The sequence below is a fragment of the Neorhizobium sp. PAMB6716 genome (assembly GCF_058242805.1).
The window spans coordinates 2,547,068-2,564,986 of sequence record NZ_CM177835.1; the positions used below are offsets into that span (position 1 = coordinate 2,547,068).

Below are 17,919 nucleotides of genomic sequence, written 5' to 3' on the forward strand. Positions count from 1 at the left end.
GCTTCATTCGTCCCCGGGAATTCGAAGCTCGGCGGAAAGCCCGGCATCGGTCAGAATGCGGCGCGCCTCGTTGATCCGCTCGCCCTCCACCAGCAGGCGGCGCGGCAAAAGCCCGAGGGAACCTTCCAGAATGCTCATGGACTGATCCGCGACGAGACAATGGATGCCGGCATCCTTGAGCAGGCTCTGCGAAAAGGACAATACAACCGCATCATTGGTGCGGATCAATTCTTTCATGGGTCAAACCACCTCAATTATCAGTCATCAGTCCGATTGCCCCTTGCCGGGCCACCCTCCCCTTTCTATTGTCCGGCACAAATTTTGAACAGGAGGCCATTTCATTGGGCGTCGTTATTCCGCTCGAAGAGGGCAAAAACAAGCAGGCATCCGTCAAACCGCTGGTCGATCTGACCAAGGCGGACATGGATCGGGTCAACCAGCTGATCCTGTCCAAGGCCGGATCCGATGTGGAAATGATCCCGGAAGTGGCCAATCACCTGATTTCTTCGGGCGGCAAGCGGCTGCGCCCGATGTTGACGCTCGCATCCGCCCAGATGTTCGGTTACGAGGGCGAAGGCCATATCAAGCTCGCGACCAGCGTCGAATTCATGCACACGGCAACGCTTCTGCATGACGACGTGGTGGACGAAAGCGATCTGCGCCGCGGCAAATCCACCGCCCGCATGATCTGGGGCAACCAGGCTTCCGTTCTGGTGGGTGATTTCCTGCTCGGCCAGGCCTTCAAGATGATGGTCGAGGTCGGCTCGCTCGATGCGCTCGATGTGCTTGCCACCTCCGCTTCGGTGATTGCCGAAGGCGAAGTTCTGCAGCTCTCGGTCGCCAAGAACATGGAAACGACGGAAGACGATTATCTCTCCGTCATCCGCGCCAAGACGGCGGCGCTGTTTGCAGCCGCGGCCGAAGTCGGCCCGATCATTGCCAATACGGACCGGGCCAGCCGCAATGCGCTCAAATCCTACGGCATGAACCTCGGCCTTGCCTTCCAGCTTGTCGATGACGTCCTGGATTACGGCGGCAAGGCTGCCGAAACAGGCAAGAATGTCGGCGACGATTTCCGCGAGGGCAAGATCACGCTTCCGGTCATCCTCTCCTACCGGCGCGGCACGGCGGAAGACCATGCCTTCTGGAAGGCCGCCATCGAACAGGGCGACAGCAGCGACGAGAACCTGGAAAAGGCGCTCGGTCTCATCTCCAAATACAATGGCCTTGGCGATACCATTACCCGTGCCAGGCACTATGGCGAGATGGCCCGCGATGCGCTGTCTGCGCTTCCCGCTTCGCCCCAGAAGGCGGCGCTGATGGAAGTGATCGATTTCTGCATCGACCGGGTCAACTGAAGGCGGCAGGAGAGGCTTAACCCTCTCCTGTGGATGCCGGTTGGCAATGGCAAGTTTCTTGCAGACCTGCTCCAAAAAAGCCATTCTGTGGTGAATCATCAGCGCAGGATTCCATGGCGGCCACACGGGCGCCCACAGCTTTTCATGAGAGGCACCTTCATGCGGCAGAAATTCGCCCATCGTCTGCTATCGGGCACGGCATTCGGGGCAGCGCTCCTGTGGGCGGCGGCAATGCCTCATCTGGCCATGGCCCAGCAGCCTCCGGTGACGGAGCCCGCACCTGCAACCCAGCCTGCACCTGCAACCCCGTCTGCGCCTGCAACAGAGCCTGCGCCCGCAACGCCTGCTCCCGCAACGGAGCCCGCGCCGGCGACACCCGCGGCTCCGGCCCCCGATCAAGCACCCGTCACAGAGCCTGCACCGACGCAGGCCGCCGCACCGGCACCGATCATTGACGCGCCGGAGTTTTCGACCGCCAAGGTCAACAGCTTCTCCGGCGCCTTCCTTGCCGCCCGCACCGCCGATGTCGATCACGATTACGCGACCGCGATTGCGCTCTACCAGAAGGCGCTGCAGTTCGATCCGGCCAATCTCGACATTCGCGAACGCCTGATGATCTCGCTTCTGATGAACGGCCAGTTCGACGAAAGCCTGAAACAGGTGGATGCGCTGAAGGAAGACGGCGCCGTCGAACGGGTGACGAAAATCGTGCGCGGGCTGGATGCCATCCGCAAAGGCGACTACGCCAATGCGGAAAAGATCCTTGCCTACAAGGGGCTGAACGATCTCGACCGGCTGACGCAGGCGCTGATCACCGGCTGGGCCAAGGTGGGTGCCGGCAAGGGCAAGGAAGGCATTGCTCTCATCAAGGGCCTGAAGGGTCCGGACTGGTTCAAGGTATTTACCGATTACCACATCGGCACCATGGCCATCGTTGCCGGCGACAAGGCAACTGCCCGCAGTTACCTGAAGGCCGCCATCACCAGCGAAGAAGCGGTTGCCACGACCCCCGACACCTTCATGCGCGCCGTAATGGCGCTCGCCCGGCTGGAAGCGTCTGACGGCAACAAGCAGAAGGCACTCGACGCGATTGCCGTCGCGGAACGCCTCATTGCCAATTACGCGCCGCTGAAGGCGCTGCGCCAGTCGATTGAAAACGGCGAAAAGCCGGAGCAGCAGGTGACCAACGCCACCGAAGGTTCTGCTGCCGTTCTGTTTGCCGTGGGCAGCGCGCTGAACCGCCAGGGCGCCGAGGAAATGGTGTCGCTCTACCTGCAGATTGCCCATGCGCTGGACCCGAAGAGCGCCGATACGCTGGTGCTTCTCGGCGGCATTGCCGAAAAGATGGAACAGCCCAAGCAGGCGATCGAGCTTTACAGCCGCGTGCCGGAAGGTTCGCCCATGCGGCGTATTTCCGAGCTGCAGCTGGGCCTGACGCTGGCGCAGACCGGCGATGTCGATGGCGCGCGCGCGCATCTGAAATCGCTGATCGAGAGCGATCCGACCGACATTCGCAGTTACATCGCCTATGGCAGTGTTCTCTCCGATGCCAAGGATTATAAGGCGATGGCAGAGACCTATGACAAGGCCGTGGACGTGATCGGCCCCGTGCCGCGCCCGACCGACTGGTCCGTTTTCTTCCAGCGCGGCATCGCCTATGAGCGCCTGAAGGAATGGGACAAGGCTGAGCCGAACTTCAAGAAATCGCTGGAGCTGAACCCGGACCAGCCGCAGGTGCTGAACTATCTCGGTTATTCCTGGGTGGACATGAACCTTAACCTGGAAGAGGGCCTGAACCTCATCCGCAAGGCCGTGGAACTGCGCCCTGACGACGGTTACATCGTCGATTCGCTCGGCTGGGCCTATTACCGCCTTGGCCGTTACGACGAGGCGGTGGAGGAACTGGAGCGTGCCGTGCAGCTGCGCGCCGGTGATGCCGCCATCAACGACCATCTGGGTGATGCCTACTGGCGTGTGGGCCGCAAGCTGGAGGCGGGTTACCAGTGGCAGCGGGCGCTGACCATGAAGCCGGAACTGACCGAAATCCCGAAGATCGAGCAAAAGATCCGCGAAGGACTGGCCGACGCCGGCCCGCCGCCGGTGCAGACGGCCATGGCATCGCCCGCCGCAACGGCGCCAGCCGTGCCGCAGCAGGATCCTGCCGCCGCTGCCAAATCGAACTACATCGTCGGTGCCGGCGATACGCTGTGGAAGATCGCCAATGACGCGCTGGGCGATGGCGACCGTTTTCGCGAGCTGATCGAGATCAACCCGGAGCTGAAGCGCAACCCGAACCGGCTTTATCCCGGCCAGGTGCTGGAGCTTCCCGGCCCCGCCAACTGACAGCGTTTTGCCCGGCATGACACTATCTGGCTTGGCCTTGGGTATCCCGGCAGCCGACGTGACCGAAACGGCGCCGGCAAAGATAAACCTTTGCCTGCACGTGACCGGGCGCCGGGCCGATGGCTATCACCTCCTCGACAGCCTCGTGACATTTGCCAGCCACGGCGACACGGTGCGGTTTACCGCAAGCGGCACGGACAGTTTTGCGCTGACCGGCCGCTTCGGCCCGCTTCTGTCGCCTGACGGCGATAATCTGGTGCTGCGGGCGCGCGACCGGCTGCGGGCGGCGGTTGAGGCGATGGGCATGGCCGCGCCACCCGTTGCCATCACGCTGCAAAAGGACCTGCCGATCGCCTCCGGCATCGGCGGCGGGTCTGCCGATGCGGCAGCGACCCTGCGTGGCCTGTTACGCTTCTGGGGCGTATCGCTCGATGAAACCCGGCTTGCCGAGATGACGCTTGGCCTTGGCGCCGATGTGCCGATGTGCTTGGCTTCCCGCCCGCTGATGGCGTGCGGCATCGGCGAGGATCTGGCCCCGGTCAAAAATCTGCCGGCGCTTTTTATGGTGCTGGTCAATCCGCTGGTTTCGGTCTCGACGCCCGAGATTTTTCGGCGCCTCATAAAACGCGACAACGCAGCCGTGCCGCCCCTGCCCTTGGGTGAGGACGCCGACTGGCTGTCCTTCATCGCAAGCCAGCGCAATGATCTGGAACCTGCGGCCCGCGCCGCCGTTCAGGATATCGACACCGTGTCCGAAGCGCTCTCGCAGACCGGCGCAGCCCTCGTGCGCATGTCCGGCTCTGGCGCGACCTGCTTTGGGCTTTACCGCTCGACAGAGGAAGCAGAGGCTGCGGCAAGCATTCTGACAGACCGCCACCCCGGCTGGTATGTTCAGGCCACCACCACGATTGCAGGAGATGCCGCATGAACCGGATCGACGACAGCCGCCCGTTCCTTCCCGTCGGCATCGCGGTGCTCACCGTGTCCGACACCCGCACGCCAGACACCGACAAATCCGGCGATACGCTGGTGGCCCGCGTTGAAGAGGCCGGCCACAGGCTTGTGGCGCGCGCCATCGTGCCCGACGACAAGGCAGCGATTTTTGAGCGCGTGCGCCAGTGGACGCTGATGGACGAGGTGGACGTGGTGATCACCACCGGGGGCACCGGCTTTACCGGCCGCGACGTGACGCCCGAGGCGCTGGAGCCCCTGTTTGAAAAACGCATGGACGGCTTTTCAGAAGTCTTCCACCGGATTTCCTACGACAAGATCGGCACTTCCACCATCCAGTCGCGCGCGACCGGCGGCGTGGCCAATGCCACCTTTATCTTCGTGCTGCCCGGCTCTCCCGGCGCCTGCAAGGATGCCTGGGACGGAATTCTGAAGGCGCAGCTCGATTACCGCCACATGCCCTGCAATTTCGTGGAAATCATGCCGCGCCTCGATGAACACCTGCGGCGCGGCGGCAAAAGCTGACCGTCAGCTGCGCGCGGCCCAGGCCGGCACCATCTCGCTGGTCAGCCGGAAGGTTTTTTGGGCCTTCGCGAAATCCGACAACCGCATGCCCGCACGCGCCTGCGCCAGTGCCTTGCTCTTTTCCACGATCAGCCCCTGCTCCAGCGGTTTTGCCGAACCAACCAGCCGCGACAAAAGCGGACGGCGATGGTTGCGCGACGGCGAAAACCGCGCCGGATGACGGTTGAGCGCGATATGCTCGGCCACCTCATCGATCCAGCCGATCTGCGGGCGCGCGCCGGGCTCGATGAGAAACAGCCATTCGCCCCTGGTGGAGCGCAACACATCCTCGATATTCCAGCCGGTGTGAAACCGGCAGCCGGCCGCATCCGCCACGCGCGCCGAGGCATCCGTCGAGCCGTGATCGAGCACGGACACGTCACTCACCAACCCCTCCACGGCACCCGCCACAAGCACAGACAAGGTCTGGGCCAGTTGGGTCTCCTGGTCATGGCATTCCATCAGCACGCTCAGCATTCCCAATGCTTACCGCATCGCAACAGGAATTGCCACAAAACTGACACAGCGATTTTGTTCTTGCAATGTTCTCTTTTTGCCATTACCAATGAGGTCACGGTGATTACGAGATCGGCGCCGAGGAGTCTTCCATGAACGAGCTGAACCAGCTGCGGCAGGACGCTTTTGCGCCTGCCCATACGGCAGATATTGCCGACGCCCTGGTGGAAACCTCGGGGTTGCGCATCGAGATCGACCGCAGGCGTGGACGTGGCGCCGGCTTGAACCCCAGCGGCCGTTTCGAGACGGAACGCCGCGAAGTGTTTGACGACGGCTGGCAGACGCTGGAAGAGCTTGCGCCCTTCAAGACCGAAGTGCAGATCGAAAAACCGCGCACGATCATCAGCCGCAACGATTCTCCCGATATTCCCTTCGACCGCTCGATCAATCCCTATCGCGGCTGCGAGCATGGCTGCATCTATTGTTTTGCCCGCCCGACGCACAGCTATATGGGGCTTTCAGCAGGTCTCGATTTTGAGGCAAAGCTGTTTGCCAAGCCCGATGCACCAAAGCTGCTGGAACGGGAACTGAGCCGTCCCGACTACAAGCTGCGCACGATCGCCATCGGCACCAATACCGACCCCTATCAGCCGATCGAGCGGGAATGGCGGGTGATGCGCCAGATCCTTGAGGTTCTCGCCAAGGCCAATCATCCCGTCATGATCGTCACCAAATCGGCACTGGTAACGCGCGACATCGATATTCTGTCCGACATGGCATCCAAGGGGCTGGCCAAGGTGGGCATCTCGGTGACGACGCTCGACGGCAAGCTTGCCCGCAGCATGGAGCCCCGCGCCTCGACACCGGTAAAGCGACTGGAAGCGATCACCAAGCTGACGGCGGCAGGCATTCCCACCAGCGTTCTCGTTGCCCCGGTCATTCCGGCGCTGAACGACCACGAGATCGAACGCATTCTGGATGCGGCAAAGGCGGCCGGTGCGAGCGAGGCAAGTTACGTGCTGCTGCGCCTGCCGCTGGAGGTAAGCCCGCTGTTTCGCGACTGGCTGCTGCGCAACTACCCGGATCGCTACCGCCACGTGATGTCGCTGGTGCGCTCGATGCGCGGCGGCAAGGATTACGACGCCGAGTTCGGCAAGCGCATGAAAGGGGCCGGCCCCTATGCCTGGCAGATCTCGCGGCGTTTTGAACTCGCCACCAAGCGCCTCGGCCTTGGCCGTCGCGGCATCCAGCTGCGCGACGATCTTTTTGTTCCGCCGGCCGGCACCGGCATCCAGCTGTCGCTGCTGTGATCTTTTTTGAGGCACGACGGTTGTTGGAGAAATACGACCATACGTATCCATGGCGCGCTCCAGCACTTGGCCCCAGAGGCAGAAACGCTGACGGACTGGCAATGTTGGACGCATCCGCCTGATCAAGGCCAGCGACCGGGAGCGATAGCGGACGCGACGTTGAGTGAAAATGAGAATTCGGCACGGTCCACCGCCTCAATCCGTGCTGAACACCCCCGGCCCGCCCCTCCCCTTGGGCGGATCAAGCGATGCCGCAATCAGCGCTTTGCCGGGGCTTGCAGGAGATCGGGTGCGCGTGCGAGTTTCCGCCGCATGTTACAGAGCACGCCACCCGATTCTCCGAGCCTTTTCGACCTTGTTCCTCTCGTTCCGGATTTCAGCCTGGAGCTTGCGGCACGACAGGCCGGCCATTGGCCGGTTGCCGGCACCGACGAGGCCGGGCGTGGGCCGCTCGCAGGTCCAGTCGTTGCCGCCGCCGTCATTCTTGATCCGGAACGGATTCCGCACGGTCTCAACGATTCCAAACAGCTCACCCTGAAACAGCGGGAACATCTGTTCGAGGAAATCCTCGCCACGGCCCATGTCGCCATCGCCGCCTCCGGGCCGCGACACATCGACGAAAAGAATATCCTGCGCGCCAGCCTCGATGCCATGCGCCGCGCCATTGCCGGGTTGGCGGTTGCGCCCGCCCTTGTTCTCGCCGACGGTCGCGACGTGCCGCCGGGCCTCTCCTGCTCCGGCAAGGCGGTCATCAAAGGCGATGCCCGCTCCGTCTCGATTGCGGCGGCCTCCATCATCGCCAAGGTTACCCGCGACCGCATGATGACCCGCGCCGGCCTCGTTTACCCCGCCTATGGCTTTGACGCGCATGCCGGCTACGGAACGGCCCGCCACCGCACCGCCATCGACACATCAGGCCCCTGCCCGCTCCACCGCATGAGCTTTCGCCCGCTGCGCAAGGATTGAGGTTTTTGCGACCGATGTGAACAGGGTGATGTTGGGATACGGCCTCACCGCCTGACGTTGAGGTATCTGCATTGCCAAACGTGTGAGACCGACGATGCGTTCGTTGTCTGACTCGGACGTCAACGCCGTGCCAGCCGCCCCCTCATCCGGCGCGACGCGCCACCTTCTCCCCAAGGGGAGAAGCGAACCGCTGGCGTTGGATGCACACCAATGCCGGAGGGCCCGAGGAGAATCAGTTTACGGCTTTCCGGAAGGTCGGCGACGGCTCGTCCCTTCTCCCCCGCGGGGAGAAGGTGCCGGCAGGCGGATGAGGGGGCGGCTGGCGCAACGCCAGCCGGAGGCCGCCGCCCGAAACGCAAAAAGGCCGGACAAAAGCCCGGCCTTTTAAAACATTCCAGAAATCGCCAACCCTCAGTTGAGGCGGGTCTTAACCTGGCTGATCGTGTCGGCGAACAGCGCCTGCTGGGCGCCGGCATCGGCCTTGGCGGCGATGACTTTTTCGGCAGCGGCAATGGCGATGTCGACGGCTGCGGCGCGCACGGCGCTGATGGCGTCGGTTTCGGCCTGGCGGATCTTCTGTTCCGAGAGCGCGTTGCGGCGGGCGACGAATTCCTCGGTCTTCTGGCGGGCTTCTTCGCTCAGCATCGCGGCTTCGCGTTCGGCCGATGCCAGAATGCCTGCAGCTTCCGCTTCGGCTTCCTTGCGCTTGCGCTGGTATTCAGCGAGCAGCGCCTGGGCTTCTTCGCGAAGACGCTTGGCTTCGTCCAGCTCGTCGCGGATGTTGTCGGCGCGCTTGTCGAGCGCCTTTGCCATCATGGCCGGCACCTTCACATAGGCGAGAAGCACAAAAAACAGGATGAGGCCGACGAGGGCAAAGAATGTTGCGTCAAATGCCATGGTGATCAAGCCTCCACTTTGGCGCTGGCAACGGCGACCCGGACGTCCTCGGCCGAGGCCTTGGGTCCGATCAGCTGCTCAACGATGGCACCGGCTGCCTCTTCGGCAATGGCACCCACTTCGGCAAAGGCCTGCGCCTTGATCGTTGCGATGCTGGCTTCGGCGGCGGCAATCTTTTCAGACAGTTCCGTCTCGATGGCGGCGCGGTCGGCGGCGGCCTTGGCGCGGGCAGCTTCACGGGCGGTCTCGGCAATCGTGCCGGCCTTGGCGCGAGCGCTTGCCAGTTCCTTCTCGTAGGTCTCGACGGCAGCGTCTGCTTCCGCCTTCAGGCGCGAGGCCTCGTCGAGATCCTGCGCGATACGGTCATGGCGGTGTTCAAGAATGCCGCCAACGCGGGGCACGACCACCTTCTGCATGATCCAATAGAAAAAGCCGAAGGTGATGACCAGCCACAGCAGCTGCGACGAATAGGTCGTATGGTCGAAGGGCGGGAAAACGCCGGTTGCATGCGCATCGTGCGCAACACCGGTTTCAGTATGCACTTCGGCCGCCGGCGCGGTGCCGGTTGCTGCATTCGGATCGCCATTGGCCGGCGCGCCTTGCGCGAATGCCGGTGTCACGAACATCATCACCTCCAAGGGGTATTCAAATACGAAGAATCACGGCGCGCCTTTTTAAGACGGCCGTGATCCCAATTCCAGGCCGCTCTTAGACAGCGAACAGGAGGAGGAGAGCAACGAGCAGCGAGAAGATGCCCAGAGCTTCCGTAACGGCGAAGCCGAATACCAGACGGCCAAACTGGCTGTCGGCAGCAGAGGGGTTGCGCAGTGCGCCGGTGAGGTAATCACCGAAGATACGGCCGAGTGCCAGCGACGTACCAGCCATGCCGAGGCATGCGAGACCTGCGCCGATGAACTTTGCTGCTTCCGCGTCCATATGGATACTCCTTCGAAATGGTTGTTGCGGCATTTTGAGGACCCGGAGAGGCCGGGACCCGCGACTATATTCTCAGTGACCGCCGTGCACGGCGTCATTCAGGTACATGCAAGTCAGTACCGCGAAGACATATGCCTGCAGGAAGGCCACGAGAAATTCGAGACCGGTCATGGCGACCGTCATCAAGAGAGGCAGGATCGCGCCACCGACGCCCAGTGCGCCCATGGCGCTCATGGAGGCGACGAAACCGGCAAACACCTTCAACGTGATATGGCCTGCGAGCATGTTGGCAAACAGACGAACCGAAAGGCTGATCGGGCGCGACAGGAACGAGATGATCTCGATGGACGAGACCAGCGGCAGCAGCACCTTGGGCACGCCGGCTGGCGCGAAAACGCTGAGGAAGTGCAGGCCGTGCTTGTAGAAACCGTAGATCAGAACCGTCAGGATGACGAAGAGCGCCAAGGCAAACGTGACGATGATCTGGCTGGTGACGGTGAAGAAATAGGGGAACATGCCGAGCAGGTTTGCCGTCAGCACGAACATGAACAGCGAAAACACCATGGGGAAGAACTTCATGCCCTGGCTGCCGGCGCCTTCGCGCAGCATCGAGGCGATGAATTCATAGGACATTTCCGCAACCGACTGCATGCGCGTCGGGATCAGACCGCGATTGGCGGTGGAGAAATACAGGAAGCCGGACGCAGCCGCGACGGTCGCAACCATGAACAGCGACGCATTGGTGAACGAGAAGTCGATGCCCCCGATTTCGATCGGGACGATCTTGAAGACCTGGAACTGATGCGTCGGATCGTTGGCCACCGCTCTACCTTCTTTCTTCCTTACACCCGCCGCAATCGACGGATTATCTTAGTCTGCAGTCTCAACTGCCGTCCTTGTCGCTCTGGTCCTTGAAGGGACCAGGCTGGGCAACCATGCCCAGCGCACGCAGAACGTTCAGTATTCCGGCACAGAAACCAAGGAGAAGAAGAATGATCATCCCCCACGGCGTTGTGCCGACAAAACGGTCGAGAAGATAGCCAAGCATGGTACCGACAGCGATGGCAGCGATAAATTCCGAAGAGATCTTCAGCCCCAGAGCCATGCCTTTACGGCTTTCCTCGGAACTCTTTTCCTTCGCATTTTCCGCTGCATCGCCCTTTTGCCTGTCCGCAAGCTTGGCGGACAGATTTTTGCGGCGCTGCTCAAGACTATCGTCGCGGTCTTCCGTCACTTAATCCCCCCTTCAAGCTTCCGTTGCCCTGACCAGAGGTCAAAGCCTCTCTCGAAGCCCGGGAATAAGCGCCTTCCGGCCGTTTTGAAGTCGGCGCACCATAGTTTTGCGCGAACCCATAGTCAAGGCAGCACAGGGCGCTCATCCAGAACTAATTTAATGGGGAAATTCAATCGTTTAAGTCACAACCTGATGAAGTCGTGATCGGTTGTTGAGCAAATCACACATTTCAACTCCATCCGCCGCCATAGGTGCGGTAGAAGATGTGCAGGCCAATGCGACCAACCTTCTCCATGCTGCGGGCCCATTTGGGGCGCACATAAACGGCGTGATAATGGGTGGAAGAGCCCACTTCCGGCAGCCAGATCTTGCCCGCCGTCACCGCCAGAGCGACCTCGCGGGCCATTTTCCAGTGGTCTTCGGAGCGGATGCGGTCCTTGATGTCGTCGCAGGCGAAGGAAAACTGGCAACGGTTGCGCCAGTCCTCGTTCTGGTAGACGACGCCGCAGATGGTTTTCGGATAGGCCGGATTGCGCACCCGGTTCAGAATGACCTGGGCGACGGCCGCCTGCCCCTTCACCGATTCGCCGCGGGCTTCAAAATAGATGCCTGATGACAGGCACTGCTGTTCGGCGGGCGAAAACACGGCGGCTGGAAGCGCGGTTGCGGCCCAGGCATGGTCCTTCGGCCCGATTTCCGGCACGAAGCGACCCTCCTCCGGCTTTTTGGTGAGAATCGCATCGAACGGCGACTGGCGCGAAAAATCCGGTTTCTGCGGCGCAAAGGCGGTGGCCAGAATATCGGCATGGGAATTGGTTACAAGGCCGGCCACCATCGGCGAGAGCGCCGGTTCGCGCGGCGCCTCGTCCTTTTTGCGGAAATAGAAGGCGGCAAGTTTGATGTCGTCCTTCGGCTTTGGCGGCATGGCAAAGGCCACAAGCTCACCCGGCTTGCCGGGCGGGGACAGCAGCGAACTCTGCCGCTGCAAGACCGAGCCTGCGGTAAAATCCTTCGGCGGTTGCATCCGCTCCACCGCGATCACCCGGCCGGCCTTGGCCGCCCGGTTGACGCGCTCTTCGTCGGTGGATTGTTCGACATTCTTGGTGGCGCCCGCAAAAGCAATCTTGCGGCCATCGGCCATGGTCATGCCGGCATCGTTTGCCAGCCGCTCCTCGCCTTCGGGAAAGGCAAGTTCTGCCGCATGCAGCGAGCCTGCCGGCGAATCGGTCAGCACCATGCGCCACTGGCTGCCACTGCGGTCAAAGCCGGCGAGCAGGTCTGCGAGATCGCCCTTGGCCGGAAGCGACGGGAAGATCAGCCAGGCGGCAAGACCGAACAGTGCCGGTGATGTCCACCGGTCCATACGCGTGGATGATCCACGCTTGATAGTTTTGCCACGCACAGCCGCAACTCCAACACGTCAACTGGTATGCGCGAAGGATCTGATATTAACCTAAATGGAGGGTTAACGGCCCGGATGTTCCAGGCTTTGCGGGCTTTTTGTCGCCCGCGGGCACGGGTGGACAGGCCCGTCCTCCCCACATGGTTAAGACGGGCGCAGGAATGACCGCCTTAGATGATGACGTGCGAGCCTAGCTCCACCACACGATTGGCCGGCAGGTGGAAATAATCGGACGGGTCTGTTGCGGCATTGGCAAGCGCAATGAACAGGCGGTCCTGCCAGATCGGCATGCCCGATTCGGCATCCGGCACCAGCTTGCGGCGGCCGAGATAGAAGGAGGTCGACATGATGTCGAACTTCAGGCCGCATTTGCGCAGGTAGGCAATGGCCTGCGAAACGTTCTGCGACTGCATGAAGCCAAAGCGCAGCTCGATCAGCGTGAAGCGCTCGGAAAATTTCTCCACATGGAAACAATGCTCCTGGGAGACGCGTGGCTTGTTCACCGTCTTGATGGTGAGGATGACGTTCTTTTCATGCAGCACGTGATTGTGCTTCAGATTGTGCATGAGCGCCGCCGGGGCCGATTCCGGATCGCTGGTGAGAAAAATTGCCGTTCCCGGCACGCTGACGGGGGCATGGGCGCTTTTGCCGTTGATCGATTTTTCGATCGAGGCGGCAAAGGCTGCCAGCGGTACGTCGGAGCGGCGGGTTTTTTCCGCCAGAATTGCCGTGCCGCGCTTCCATGTCCACATGATCACGGTAAAGCAGATCGCCATCATGACGGGCACGTAACCGCCATCGTGGATCTTTAAAAGGTTTGCGCCGAGAAAGACCAGTTCCAGCGCCAGAAGCGGAGCCAGCGCAAGCGCTGCCACGATGCGCGGCCACCGCCAGCGGGCGCGGACGAACTCGAAGGCCATCATCGTGGTGACCACCATGGCGCCCGTGACCGAGATGCCATAGGCGGTGGCCAGCGCATCGGAACTTTCAAAGCCCAGCACCAGCGCCAGAACGCCGATCAGGAGCAGCATGTTGACGCCAGGCAGGAAGATCTGCCCGGTATTGGTTTCCGAGGTGAAGAGGATTTCCATGCGCGGCAGGTAACCGAGATGGATCGCCTGGCGCACCAGCGAGAAGGCGCCGGTAATCACGGCCTGGCTGGCGATGATGGTGGCCGCGGTCGCAAGGATCACCACCGGCAGCAGTGCCCAGCTGGGGAACATCAGGTAGAATGGGTTTTCCATGGCTTCCGGATGTTTTAGCACCAGCGCGCCCTGGCCGAGATAATTCAGCGTCAGCGCCGGAAACACCACCACAAACCACGCCCACTGGATGGGCCGGCGGCCGAAATGACCGAGATCGGCATAAAGCGCTTCAGCCCCGGTGACGGTCAAAAACACGGCGCCGAGCACGACCACGCCGACAAAATGTTCGTCCAGCATGAAAGTGACCGCATAAAGCGGATTAAAGGCTTTCAGGATGCTGAGGTCATCGGAAATATGGGCAATGCCGCCGGCGCCCATGACGATGAACCAGACCAGCGTGATCGGCCCGAAAAAACGCGCCACAAGGCCGGTGCCCTGCGACTGGATGGCAAACAGCCCGATGAGGATGACGATGGAGATCGGCAGCACGGCTTCGCTGAGAGCCGGCGTGACCAGTTTCAGGCCCTCGACGGCGGATAGAACCGACAGCGCCGGCGTGATCATCGCATCGCCGAGAAAAAGTGCCGCGCCGATGAGGCCGAGCATCATCAGCACCGCCTTGTTGCCGCCGGCCGTCTTCATCAGCATGGCCAGAAGCGACAGCGTGCCGCCTTCGCCGTGGTTATCGGCGCGCAGCAGAAACAGCACGTATTTGATGGTGACGATGATCGTCAACGTCCAGATCATCAGCGAGATGATGCCGATGATTTCCATCTGGGTAACGCCATCGGCCGACACCGGGCGCAGCGCCTCGCGAAAGGCATAAAGCGGGCTCGTGCCGATATCGCCATAAACGACGCCCACGGATCCCAGCGTCAGCGCGAGGAAATGTTTGAGGCTCTTGTTTTCGGAGATGTGGTCGTCAGCTGCGTGTGACATCCGGTTTCCTGGCGCTTAAAGCCAGCCCTTCCAGCGGAAAAAATAAAACGGAACGATGGCAGAGATCAACATGGCAACAAGCGCCATCGGATATCCAAACGTCCAGTCCAGTTCGGGCATTGCGCGAAAATTCATGCCGTAGACCGACGCCACCAGCGTTGGCGGCAGGAAGACCACGGAGGCGATCGAAAAGATCTTGATGATGGAATTCTGCTCGACATTGATGAGGCCGAGCGAGGCATCGAGCAGGAAGGAAATGTTGCCGGCGATGAAGGCTGCATGTTCAGACAGCGTCGCGACATCCTTGGCCACCGTGCCGCAGAGAGAACCGACCTTGCCGTCATCATGAACGGCCGGCACGTTGAGGATGAAGGACAAAAGCCGCGACAACGAGCCGAGACTATCGCGCACCTTGCCGACGAGACGATGACATTCGGCAATTTCGGCCAGCTTGCGCTCGAGGAATTTTGGCGGCCGGCGCCCGTCACCGGCGCGAAAGATATCCCCGGACAGGCGATCGAGGCGGGCCACCACGGTTTCGATGATTTCGGCGGTGCGGTCGGCGATGGTTTCGACAAGATGCGCCAGAAGCAGCCGTCCGTCGCAAGCCTCGTCCGGTGCGCGCCCGAGCGCTGCAATGAACAGGTTGAAGGATTTTGGCTCGGCATAACGCACCGTCACCAGCCGGTTGCCGGTGAGGATGAAGGCGACATCGGTCAACTGCGGATCGCGCGTATCGGCCTTCAGCACGAGCGAGGCCGTCATGTAGACGGCATCCTTCTCGATGTAGAGGCGGCTGGACGGCTCGATGTCCTTCAGGTCGTCGCGGGTTGGCACGTCGATACCAAGCAGGTCTTCCACATGCCGGTCTTCCTCGCGCGAGGGCGCAACGAGATCGATCCAGACGATATCGGAAGGCAAGGCAGCCGCGGACATATCCGGGGCAAGCACCGTATGGGAGCCATTGGCACGATAGGCATTGATCAAGCAGCGTCTCCGCGCCGGCGCCCGATCGACCGACACAATTGAACGTAAAGGGCCAACATGCAGTTCCCCCGTCCCAAGCGAGACGGGCGTATAAGACCAGTCACTGATGAATGCAAGCGAAACGAATCGGAAGGCTGTCAGTCGAAAACGATTGCAGGGGCCGGACGCGGCTTCATGCCCGTCAATTCCTGGACAACGCGGGTGGCGATATCGCGGTAGATTTTTGCCGAAGCGCCGTCGGGATCGGACACGACAACCGGTGTTCCCGCATCCGAGCGTTCGCGGATATCCATGGTGAGCGGCACTTCACCGAGGAAGGGCACGCCGATGCGGTTGGCTTCCGCCTGCGCGCCGCCATGACCAAAAATGTCGTAGCGCGCGCCGGTATCGGGGGCGAGGAAATAGCTCATGTTCTCGACGATGCCGAGCAGCGGCACCTCCACCTTGCGGAACATGGCAATGCCCTTGCGGGCATCGATGAGGGCGAGATCCTGCGGGGTCGAGACGATGACGGCACCGGCAAGCGGCACCTGCTGGGCAAGCGTCAATTGCGCATCGCCGGTGCCGGGGGGCATGTCGACGACGAGCACATCCAGCTCTCCCCAGGCGACTTCACGCAGCATCTGCAGGATCGCCGACTGCACCATCGGTCCGCGCCAGATCATGGCTGCTTCTTCGTCCACAAGAAACCCCATCGACATGGTTTTCAGGCCATAATTTTCCATCGGCACGATGATGCGGTTCTCGATCTGCTGCGGACGGCCGGAAATCTTCAACAGGCGCGGCACGGAGGGGCCGTAGATATCGGCGTCCAGCAGGCCGACCTTCAGGCCATTTGCCATCATGGCGAGCGCCAGATTGACGGCCGTGGTGGATTTGCCGACGCCGCCCTTGCCGGAGGCCACCGCAATGATGGCACCGACGCCGGGGACGCCAGCCTTTTGCGGACGCTGCGGCTGCGCCGGGCCAGCGGCCTGCGGTGCGTGGGAATGGCCACCGTGCGAATGGGGCGCCGGCTGCGGCCGGGGTGGTGCGGCTGCGGGCGCGGCACCGGCCTTGCGGTCTGCCGTCAAAGTCACCAGCGCGCCGCGGACGCCGTCGATGGCGGTCACGGTTTTTTCAGCGGCAATCCTCAACGGTTCCAGTTCCTTGGCGCGCTCGGCCGGAACGGTGATGGAGAAATAGACCTTGCCATCGGCGATGAAGACATCCGACACCATGTGGCGCGACACGATATCGCCTTCCAGGTCCGGTCCGCGCACGCGCGACAGCGCTGCAAGCACGATATCCTTGGTCACATCCGCCATGTCAAACTCCCTTGCCCCGTGCATCAACGCCAGCCCCCTTCCCGTGCAAGATCTTTGGGTCTTGCGGGATATCTGGCGCGGCTCATCCGGTCGGACTTATAGGTGGTGCATCCGGGCGCGGGCAACAAGTATTAAAGCCGCCGCCTGAAGCCTGCCGCAGTCTTGACGACGCGCGAAGCTCAGACGACGGCTTTTGTTGAATGCGCCTCTTGGGACGCTTTTTTCAGTCCCCTCTGGACCTGCCGGAGAGGATGCAGGATGCATGCCAGTTGGAAAACCGGGCTATTCTGCCCCCAGGAGGCAAAAATATCCGCCTGGAAGCAGGTTTGGCGGACGGCCATGATTAAAAGATAAGCCGCGATGAACAGAAGGCCGCCTGAACTGCCTCTCAGGCGATCAATTTCATCCGCAATGCCTTGGCAACCGCCTGCGTACGGTTCACCGCATCGAGCTTCTTCGTGGCACGATTGAGATAATGGTTAACCGTGTGTTCCGACAAGGTCAGGATCTCGGCGATTTCGGCACTGGTCTTGCCGGCAGAGGTCCAGTTGAGGCAATCGATCTCGCGGTCGCTCAATTGCTCGGCCACCTTGATGTCGATATCGCGGATCTCAGCCAGGCGCTGGTAGACATGCACTGACAGATAAAGAAGCTCCACCATCTGCTGCACGGTAAACATCACGCCGTCGCCGCAGAAACCAACAGTGCCACGCTTGCCGGCGGCATCATGCACGGGGAAAAATGCGCCGCCGCTCATGCCGAAACGCTGAAACAATTCGCAGGAGACCATGTCGCCGCCGCGCGCCAGCGCGATTTCCGCCATCGTATAGGTCACCGGCAGCGTGGCACTGCGCAGGCGCTGCAGAATGGGGCTTGTCTGTAAAAGGCCCGCCTGATCGAAATTCGACATCAGCTCGGAGGGCCAGTTGGTGATGATCGTATTGCCGGAAAGCTCCAGCGTTGTCGTCGAGGGCAGTTCGCAGACGATGAACATGCGGCATCCGTAACTTTCGGTGATGCGGCGCATGAAACGGAAAATATCGAATTGCGTTTGAAGGGACTTCAGTTCCGCCACGCGGGCGGCCACGGAATAGGTGGCATCGAAGCTTTCGGTCTTATCCATC

At 61.5% G+C, this 17,919-nt stretch carries 17 protein-coding genes and 1 pseudogene; 6 read left to right on the forward strand and 12 right to left on the reverse strand.

Annotated elements, in window-relative coordinates; all coding sequences use genetic code 11:
* Positions 1 to 3 precede the first annotated feature (3 nt).
* The gene (locus tag AC4CWH_RS12530; protein ID WP_491319002.1) at positions 4 to 237 is read right to left on the reverse strand and encodes a putative signal transducing protein; all 234 of its coding nucleotides are present in this window, start codon (positions 235 to 237) and stop codon (positions 4 to 6) included.
* A 104-nt stretch (positions 238 to 341) separates the two neighbouring features.
* Between AC4CWH_RS12530 and AC4CWH_RS12535 the strand changes: the two genes are divergently transcribed.
* From AC4CWH_RS12535 to moaB, 4 genes and pseudogenes are all read left to right on the forward strand, one after another.
* The gene (locus AC4CWH_RS12535; protein ID WP_491319003.1) at positions 342 to 1,358 is read left to right on the forward strand and encodes a polyprenyl synthetase family protein; all 1,017 of its coding nucleotides are present in this window, start codon (positions 342 to 344) and stop codon (positions 1,356 to 1,358) included.
* A 159-nt stretch (positions 1,359 to 1,517) separates the two neighbouring features.
* Positions 1,518 to 3,536, forward strand: a pseudogene (locus tag AC4CWH_RS12540) (tetratricopeptide repeat protein); the annotation flags it as partial.
* Between the two features lie 181 nt (positions 3,537 to 3,717).
* Positions 3,718 to 4,629: a 4-(cytidine 5'-diphospho)-2-C-methyl-D-erythritol kinase gene (locus AC4CWH_RS12545; protein WP_491319004.1), complete on the forward strand. Its 912-nt coding sequence runs from the start codon at positions 3,718 to 3,720 to the stop codon at positions 4,627 to 4,629.
* Positions 4,626 to 5,177 carry a molybdenum cofactor biosynthesis protein B gene (gene moaB / locus AC4CWH_RS12550; RefSeq protein WP_491319005.1) on the forward strand — a complete coding sequence of 184 codons (552 nt, stop codon included), beginning with the start codon at positions 4,626 to 4,628 and terminating at the stop codon, positions 5,175 to 5,177. Before AC4CWH_RS12545 ends, moaB begins: the two co-directional genes overlap by 4 nt.
* Positions 5,178 to 5,180: 3 nt before the next feature.
* Here the strand turns inward: moaB and AC4CWH_RS12555 are convergent, their stop codons facing one another.
* Positions 5,181 to 5,693: a glycosyl transferase gene (locus tag AC4CWH_RS12555; protein WP_491319006.1), complete on the reverse strand. Its 513-nt coding sequence runs from the start codon at positions 5,691 to 5,693 to the stop codon at positions 5,181 to 5,183.
* A 131-nt stretch (positions 5,694 to 5,824) separates the two neighbouring features.
* Here AC4CWH_RS12555 and AC4CWH_RS12560 point away from each other — a divergent pair, with 131 nt between their 5' ends.
* Together AC4CWH_RS12560 and rnhB are read left to right on the forward strand one after the other, a co-directional pair.
* Positions 5,825 to 6,982 carry a PA0069 family radical SAM protein gene (locus tag AC4CWH_RS12560; RefSeq protein ID WP_491319007.1) on the forward strand — a complete coding sequence of 386 codons (1,158 nt, stop codon included), beginning with the start codon at positions 5,825 to 5,827 and terminating at the stop codon, positions 6,980 to 6,982.
* 312 nt (positions 6,983 to 7,294) lie between these two features.
* The gene (rnhB, locus tag AC4CWH_RS12565) at positions 7,295 to 7,948 is read left to right on the forward strand and encodes a ribonuclease HII (RefSeq protein WP_491319008.1); all 654 of its coding nucleotides are present in this window, start codon (positions 7,295 to 7,297) and stop codon (positions 7,946 to 7,948) included.
* Between the two features lie 411 nt (positions 7,949 to 8,359).
* On the opposite strand, the gene AC4CWH_RS12570 is transcribed toward rnhB, so the two are convergent.
* The 10 genes from AC4CWH_RS12570 to AC4CWH_RS12615 all read right to left on the reverse strand — a co-directional run bounded on the left by AC4CWH_RS12570 (position 8,360) and on the right by AC4CWH_RS12615 (position 17,918).
* A complete protein-coding gene (locus tag AC4CWH_RS12570; RefSeq protein WP_491319009.1) occupies positions 8,360 to 8,845 on the reverse strand; it encodes a F0F1 ATP synthase subunit B in 486 nt (161 codons plus the stop codon).
* Positions 8,846 to 8,850: 5 nt separating this feature from the next.
* Positions 8,851 to 9,474: a F0F1 ATP synthase subunit B gene (locus tag AC4CWH_RS12575; protein WP_491319010.1), complete on the reverse strand. Its 624-nt coding sequence runs from the start codon at positions 9,472 to 9,474 to the stop codon at positions 8,851 to 8,853.
* Positions 9,475 to 9,553: 79 nt separating this feature from the next.
* Entirely contained in the window at positions 9,554 to 9,781 is a 228-nt protein-coding gene (locus tag AC4CWH_RS12580) for a F0F1 ATP synthase subunit C (RefSeq protein WP_491282357.1), read from the reverse strand.
* Between the two features lie 72 nt (positions 9,782 to 9,853).
* A complete protein-coding gene (locus AC4CWH_RS12585) occupies positions 9,854 to 10,603 on the reverse strand; it encodes a F0F1 ATP synthase subunit A (RefSeq protein ID WP_491319011.1) in 750 nt (249 codons plus the stop codon).
* 61 nt (positions 10,604 to 10,664) lie between these two features.
* Positions 10,665 to 11,015, reverse strand: a complete 351-nt coding sequence (locus tag AC4CWH_RS12590; RefSeq protein ID WP_491319012.1) for an AtpZ/AtpI family protein — start codon at positions 11,013 to 11,015, stop codon at positions 10,665 to 10,667.
* Positions 11,016 to 11,244: 229 nt separating this feature from the next.
* Positions 11,245 to 12,378, reverse strand: a complete 1,134-nt coding sequence (locus AC4CWH_RS12595; protein ID WP_491321425.1) for a cell wall hydrolase — start codon at positions 12,376 to 12,378, stop codon at positions 11,245 to 11,247.
* A gap of 209 nt (positions 12,379 to 12,587) precedes the next feature.
* Positions 12,588 to 14,501 carry a potassium transporter Kup gene (locus AC4CWH_RS12600; protein ID WP_491319013.1) on the reverse strand — a complete coding sequence of 638 codons (1,914 nt, stop codon included), beginning with the start codon at positions 14,499 to 14,501 and terminating at the stop codon, positions 12,588 to 12,590.
* Between the two features lie 15 nt (positions 14,502 to 14,516).
* Positions 14,517 to 15,488 (reverse strand): magnesium transporter CorA family protein, encoded by a 972-nt coding sequence (locus AC4CWH_RS12605; protein ID WP_491282361.1) that lies wholly within the window; start codon positions 15,486 to 15,488, stop codon positions 14,517 to 14,519.
* 137 nt (positions 15,489 to 15,625) lie between these two features.
* On the reverse strand, positions 15,626 to 16,795 hold the full coding sequence (locus AC4CWH_RS12610) for an Mrp/NBP35 family ATP-binding protein (protein ID WP_491319014.1): 1,170 nt from the start codon (positions 16,793 to 16,795) through the stop codon (positions 15,626 to 15,628).
* Positions 16,796 to 17,183: 388 nt separating this feature from the next.
* Positions 17,184 to 17,918 carry a helix-turn-helix transcriptional regulator gene (locus AC4CWH_RS12615; protein WP_491282363.1) on the reverse strand — a complete coding sequence of 245 codons (735 nt, stop codon included), beginning with the start codon at positions 17,916 to 17,918 and terminating at the stop codon, positions 17,184 to 17,186.
* Between the last annotated feature and the right edge of the window lies 1 nt (position 17,919).

Excerpts from the sequence above, each read along its gene's own strand:
- AC4CWH_RS12530 (WP_491319002.1), bottom strand. The coding sequence starts at position 237 with ATGAAAGAATTGATCCGCACCAATGATGCGGTTGTATTGTCCTTTTCG.
- AC4CWH_RS12545 (WP_491319004.1), top strand. The coding sequence starts at position 3,718 with ATGACACTATCTGGCTTGGCCTTGGGTATCCCGGCAGCCGACGTGACC.
- moaB (WP_491319005.1), top strand. The coding sequence starts at position 4,626 with ATGAACCGGATCGACGACAGCCGCCCGTTCCTTCCCGTCGGCATCGCG.
- AC4CWH_RS12555 (WP_491319006.1), bottom strand. The coding sequence starts at position 5,693 with ATGCTGAGCGTGCTGATGGAATGCCATGACCAGGAGACCCAACTGGCC.
- AC4CWH_RS12560 (WP_491319007.1), top strand. The coding sequence starts at position 5,825 with ATGAACGAGCTGAACCAGCTGCGGCAGGACGCTTTTGCGCCTGCCCAT.
- rnhB (WP_491319008.1), top strand. The coding sequence starts at position 7,295 with ATGTTACAGAGCACGCCACCCGATTCTCCGAGCCTTTTCGACCTTGTT.
- AC4CWH_RS12570 (WP_491319009.1), bottom strand. The coding sequence starts at position 8,845 with ATGGCATTTGACGCAACATTCTTTGCCCTCGTCGGCCTCATCCTGTTT.
- AC4CWH_RS12575 (WP_491319010.1), bottom strand. The coding sequence starts at position 9,474 with ATGATGTTCGTGACACCGGCATTCGCGCAAGGCGCGCCGGCCAATGGC.
- AC4CWH_RS12580 (WP_491282357.1), bottom strand. The coding sequence starts at position 9,781 with ATGGACGCGGAAGCAGCAAAGTTCATCGGCGCAGGTCTCGCATGCCTC.
- AC4CWH_RS12595 (WP_491321425.1), bottom strand. The coding sequence starts at position 12,378 with ATGGACCGGTGGACATCACCGGCACTGTTCGGTCTTGCCGCCTGGCTG.
- AC4CWH_RS12600 (WP_491319013.1), bottom strand. The coding sequence starts at position 14,501 with ATGTCACACGCAGCTGACGACCACATCTCCGAAAACAAGAGCCTCAAA.
- AC4CWH_RS12610 (WP_491319014.1), bottom strand. The coding sequence starts at position 16,795 with ATGGCGGATGTGACCAAGGATATCGTGCTTGCAGCGCTGTCGCGCGTG.
- AC4CWH_RS12615 (WP_491282363.1), bottom strand. The coding sequence starts at position 17,918 with ATGGATAAGACCGAAAGCTTCGATGCCACCTATTCCGTGGCCGCCCGC.